This window comes from Photorhabdus namnaonensis, from assembly GCF_001684335.1.
Lineage (GTDB): Bacteria > Pseudomonadota > Gammaproteobacteria > Enterobacterales > Enterobacteriaceae > Photorhabdus > Photorhabdus namnaonensis.
Genome location: NZ_LOIC01000022.1, coordinates 27,211 through 31,695, shown reverse-complemented (window position 1 = coordinate 31,695; position 4,485 = coordinate 27,211). Strand labels below are relative to the sequence as shown.

Here is a 4,485-nt window from a genome sequence, read left to right as displayed (position 1 = left end):
GACCCCATGCCGAACTCAGCAGTGAAACGCCGTAGCGCCGATGGTAGTGTGGGGTCTCCCCATGTGAGAGTAGGACACTGCCAGGCTTGACTTTAGCGTGGTGTTGCGATGAACGGCAGCGTGAAGCACGTTTAATTTTTTGCACCAACAGTGAGTTTGGGCAACTATTGCTGATATGGCTCAGTTGGTAGACCCCACCCTTGGTAAGGGTGGGGTCCCCAGTTCGAATCTGGGTATCAGCACCATAATAACGAATTAAAGAATTTGTCTGGCAGCGATAGCGCGGTGGTCCCACCTGACCCCATGCCGAACTCAGCAGTGAAACGCCGTAGCGCCGATGGTAGTGTGGGGTCTCCCCATGTGAGAGTAGGGAACTGCCAGACTTTATTTTGAAACGGAAAGGCCATCCAGAGGGGTGGCCTTTTTGCATTTAAAAAAGAACTAACTTATTTTTCCAACTGTTTTCCACGTCTATAGCTGATAAACTATTTATTAAATAGCTTTATTGAGTATTGAGTAAATGCTTTCTCTTAAAGAGTTTAATACCTTTGGGTTATCAGTCTATGCTAAACGTTTAGATATAGCTGAATCTGCCGAATCCTTATTAGCTTTATGGCAGAAAGCCAAAAGCGAAAAGCAACCTGTGTTACTGCTTGGTGGTGGCAGTAATGTCTTATTTACTGCAAATTTTGAAGGAACTGTGATTCTGAATAGGATTATGGGGATTCAACAGCAGGAAACAGATGAATCGTGGCATTTACATGTAGGGGCAGGAGAAAATTGGCACGAATTAGTCTGCTATTCTCTTAAAAATCAAATCTATGGATTAGAGAATCTGGCTTTAATTCCTGGTTGCGTTGGTGCGGCACCAATTCAAAATATTGGTGCATATGGTATTGAGTTTAGAGATGTGTGTGAATATGTAGATGTTCTTAATCTAGAAACGGGGGAGCAAACGCGCCTTAGTGCTGGTGAATGTCAGTTTGGATATCGAGATAGTGTTTTCAAGCATAAATATAAAGCAAATTATTCTATTCTCTCCGTAGGATTATTGTTGAAAAAGAATTGGCAGCCGATATTGAACTACGGTGAGCTAACTAGGCTGTCGAAAGACAATGTAACTCCTCAGCAGATTTTTGATTCAGTGTGTGCAATGCGCACCAGTAAATTACCTGATCCTGCAATGACAGGAAACGCGGGGAGTTTCTTCAAAAACCCAATTGTCAGTGCGGAAGTTGCGGCGAGAATAAAAGAAAATTACCCTGATAGCCCCCAATATCCTTACACACATGGAATGTTTAAATTAGCGGCGGGTTGGCTCATTGAACATTGTAATTTAAAAGGTTATCGCATTGGAGGTGCATCTGTGCATCTTAGACAAGCTTTGGTATTGATAAATCAGGAAAATGCTATAGGCAAGGATGTAGTTTCATTGGCTGCCTACATTCGCCAGCAAGTGATAAGTAAGTTTGGTGTATTACTTGAACCGGAGGTTCGTTTTATTGGTACTAAAGGCGAAATTGATGCTGTGGAATGTATTTCATGAAAGATATAACCGTGCCATTAAAGTTGATTAAGATTTTATCTGACGGTGACGTTCATTCCGGCCAACAGTTGGGACAAGATTTAGGGATGAGTAGAGCTGGAATTAATAAACATATACAGACAATCCGTGAATGGGGAATTGAACTAGAAACAGCACCAGGCAAGGGTTATAGCCTTATGGCACCTATGCAGTTACTTGATGAATCTACTATTTTTCAATACTTGCCTCAGGATCGTATAACTGTTTTGCCAGTTATTGACTCGACTAATCAGTACTTGCTTGAACGTTTATCTGATTTGAAATCAGGGGATGCTTGTGTTGCAGAGTACCAGTATGCTGGCCGAGGGAGGCGTGGAAGGAAATGGGTTTCGCCCTTTGGTAAAAATCTTTATTTATCTATGTACTGGCGCCTTGAACAAGGACCTGCTGCTGCAATCGGATTGAGTCTGGTTGTTGGCATTGTTATTGCTGAAGTATTACATCGATTTGGCGCGGATGGAATTAGGGTAAAATGGCCAAATGATTTATATCTTGATGATAAGAAATTGGCGGGAATCTTAGTTGAACTAATAGGAAAGACTGGTGATGCTGCTCAGGTTGTGATAGGTGCGGGTATAAATATTTCGATGGATCATAAGGACGAAGAGTCTATTAATCAGCAATGGACTAATTTGTTACAAGCAGGAATTGAAATTGATCGTAATAAATTAGCTGTAGAAATAATACTTGATTTAAGGAAAGCTCTAATTCAGTTTGAAAGTGAAGGTTTGTCTTCATTTGTTTCTCGGTGGTTTGAGTTAGATAATTTTATGAATAGACCGGTGAAATTAATTATTGGTAGTCAGGAAGTGTATGGTATAGCTAGGGGTATTAATCAGCAAGGTGCTTTGTTACTTGATCAGAATGGTGTTATAACCCCATATATCGGCGGAGAAATTTCTTTAAGAGGTTGTTAGAAACGACCGGAAGAGAAATATCTTCCGGGTTCGGAAGCTATTTTTTACTTACGTAGCCTTACGCTTTCAATAGTGTGGTTAGTACCTTTTGTCATGATTAAGCTTGCGCGTTCTCGAGTTGGTAAAATATTTTGTCGCAAATTCAGTCCATTGATCTCTTGCCAGATATCAGATGCAGTGTTTATAGCTTCTTCTTCTGATAGCTTGGAATAGCTGTGGAAATAAGAGTCTGGATCGGAAAAAGCACCCTGGCGGAATTTTAAGAAACGACTGATATACCAACTCTTGAGTAATTTTTCAGGTGCGTCGACGTAGATAGAAAAGTCGACAAAATCAGAGACAAATACATGGTGTGGATCATGAGGATAATCCATACCGCTTTGTAATACATTCAAACCTTCTAGAATCAAAATGTCTGGTTGTTTAATGAGTTTTTGCTCATTTGGTACGATATCATAGGTAAGATGAGAGTAAACTGGTGCGGATACTTGTTTAGACCCCGATTTAATATCAGATACAAATTTCACTAAACTATGCATATCATATGATTGCGGGAATCCTTTCTTTTTCATCAATCCACGTTCATTTAGCACGCTGTTAGAATGTAGAAAACCATCTGTAGTAATTAATTCTACACTTCTGTGTTCAGGCCAACGACTCAGCAGGGCTTGCAATAGACGTGCAGTAGTACTTTTACCAACAGCAACACTGCCAGCAATTCCTATGACATAAGGGACTTTTTGTCCATCAGTACCTAGAAATTGTTCGAGCACTGCTTGACGACGTAAATTTGAACTAATATAAAAATTGAGCAAGCGAGACAAAGGAAGATAAATCTCAACAACTTCTTCTAAAGAAATTTCTTCATTAATTCCTTTTAAATCAATTAACTCTTCCTTTGTTAATGTCAGTGGAACTGAATCACGTAGGGTTGCCCATTGTTCACGATTGAATTGCAAATATGGAGTAGCCAAAAAAGGTTCTTTTTTATTCATAAACCAACATCTGCCTGTTTGTGCAGGTTGGACAAGTTGTAATAAACAACCTGTACCCGACAAAAAATAAATTGCATGATATCGACTGATGAGCGGCAGGCGTAGGCTTTTTTATATTTTTAGCGGTTTTTTTGTAAGAAATGCAGAATCGTAAAAAATTGAGTTGCTTTACTTAATGTTAGCTTTAGCTGTTTGTTTATCATGATGGAAATTTAAATGACACAAGATGAAGCGACCTATCAAGCTTTGTCGGGCACTGTGATCAATTCCTTGATAGTTACAGGTAATTTTGTGTTTATTATTTGAGCCAAATATATTGAAAAAAACAGCTAATTGAACAAAAATGAGTATTTTATGACCGAATAATCAAGGGGAGCAATTTTTTTGTTGCATAGTGCGCTCACACTGCCTAGAATGCGCAGCACTTGATGCCGGCATAGCTCAGTTGGTAGAGCAACTGACTTGTAATCAGTAGGTCCCGAGTTCGATTCTTGGTGCCGGCACCATTAAAAATTTGGAAAAGGTGGGGTTCCCGAGCGGCCAAAGGGAGCAGACTGTAAATCTGCCGTCACAGACTTCGAAGGTTCGAATCCTTCCCCCACCACCAAAGAATCAGATTTAATCTTGATGTTCTTTTAGCTTAATGAAAGTAAAGTATATCAAGATCAACATACAGCTGATTAAAATCAGGTAGCCGAGTTCAATGCGGGCATCGTATAATGGCTATTACCTCAGCCTTCCAAGCTGATGATGCGGGTTCGATTCCCGCTGCCCGCTCCAAGATGTGCTGATATAGCTCAGTTGGTAGAGCACACCCTTGGTAAGGGTGAGGTCGGCAGTTCGAATCTGCCTATCAGCACCACTTCCTTAATGTCCTTGTCTCCCGATTTTATTCCTGTAAACGATATTCAACGAGCAACTGCTTGGTTGATGTGGTGGAACCACCGATTCCGTGTCTTAGAGGGACAATCTAATGTCTAAAGAAAAG

Annotated in this window: 3 protein-coding genes, 5 tRNA genes and 2 rRNA genes; 9 read left to right on the top strand and 1 reads right to left on the bottom strand. The window is 40.4% G+C overall.

Annotated features, from left to right (window positions below; genetic code table 11):
• From rrf (Phpb_RS27650) to birA, 5 genes are all read left to right on the top strand, one after another.
• Positions 1-86 (top strand): 5S ribosomal RNA (gene rrf / locus Phpb_RS27650); the annotation flags it as partial.
• Between the two features lie 83 nt (positions 87-169).
• A tRNA-Thr gene (locus Phpb_RS05570) sits at positions 170-245 on the top strand.
• Between the two features lie 22 nt (positions 246-267).
• Positions 268-383: ribosomal RNA gene (gene rrf, locus Phpb_RS05565) — 5S ribosomal RNA — on the top strand.
• A 137-nt stretch (positions 384-520) separates the two neighbouring features.
• Complete coding sequence (gene murB, locus Phpb_RS05560) at positions 521-1,546, top strand: UDP-N-acetylmuramate dehydrogenase (RefSeq protein ID WP_065389515.1); 1,026 nt, start codon at positions 521-523, stop codon at positions 1,544-1,546.
• Positions 1,543-2,502 carry a bifunctional biotin--[acetyl-CoA-carboxylase] ligase/biotin operon repressor BirA gene (gene birA, locus Phpb_RS05555; protein ID WP_065389514.1) on the top strand — a complete coding sequence of 320 codons (960 nt, stop codon included), beginning with the start codon at positions 1,543-1,545 and terminating at the stop codon, positions 2,500-2,502. Before murB ends, birA begins: the two co-directional genes overlap by 4 nt.
• A gap of 44 nt (positions 2,503-2,546) precedes the next feature.
• On the opposite strand, the gene coaA is transcribed toward birA, so the two are convergent.
• A complete protein-coding gene (gene coaA, locus Phpb_RS05550) occupies positions 2,547-3,497 on the bottom strand; it encodes a type I pantothenate kinase (RefSeq protein WP_065389513.1) in 951 nt (316 codons plus the stop codon).
• A 430-nt stretch (positions 3,498-3,927) separates the two neighbouring features.
• Here coaA and Phpb_RS05545 point away from each other — a divergent pair.
• The 4 genes from Phpb_RS05545 to Phpb_RS05530 all read left to right on the top strand — a co-directional run bounded on the left by Phpb_RS05545 (position 3,928) and on the right by Phpb_RS05530 (position 4,359).
• Positions 3,928-4,003, top strand: a tRNA-Thr gene (locus tag Phpb_RS05545).
• Positions 4,004-4,019: 16 nt separating this feature from the next.
• Positions 4,020-4,104 (top strand) — tRNA-Tyr (locus Phpb_RS05540).
• 98 nt (positions 4,105-4,202) lie between these two features.
• Positions 4,203-4,277: transfer RNA gene (locus Phpb_RS05535), tRNA-Gly, on the top strand.
• 6 nt (positions 4,278-4,283) lie between these two features.
• Positions 4,284-4,359, top strand: a tRNA-Thr gene (locus Phpb_RS05530).
• Positions 4,360-4,485 lie beyond the last annotated feature (126 nt).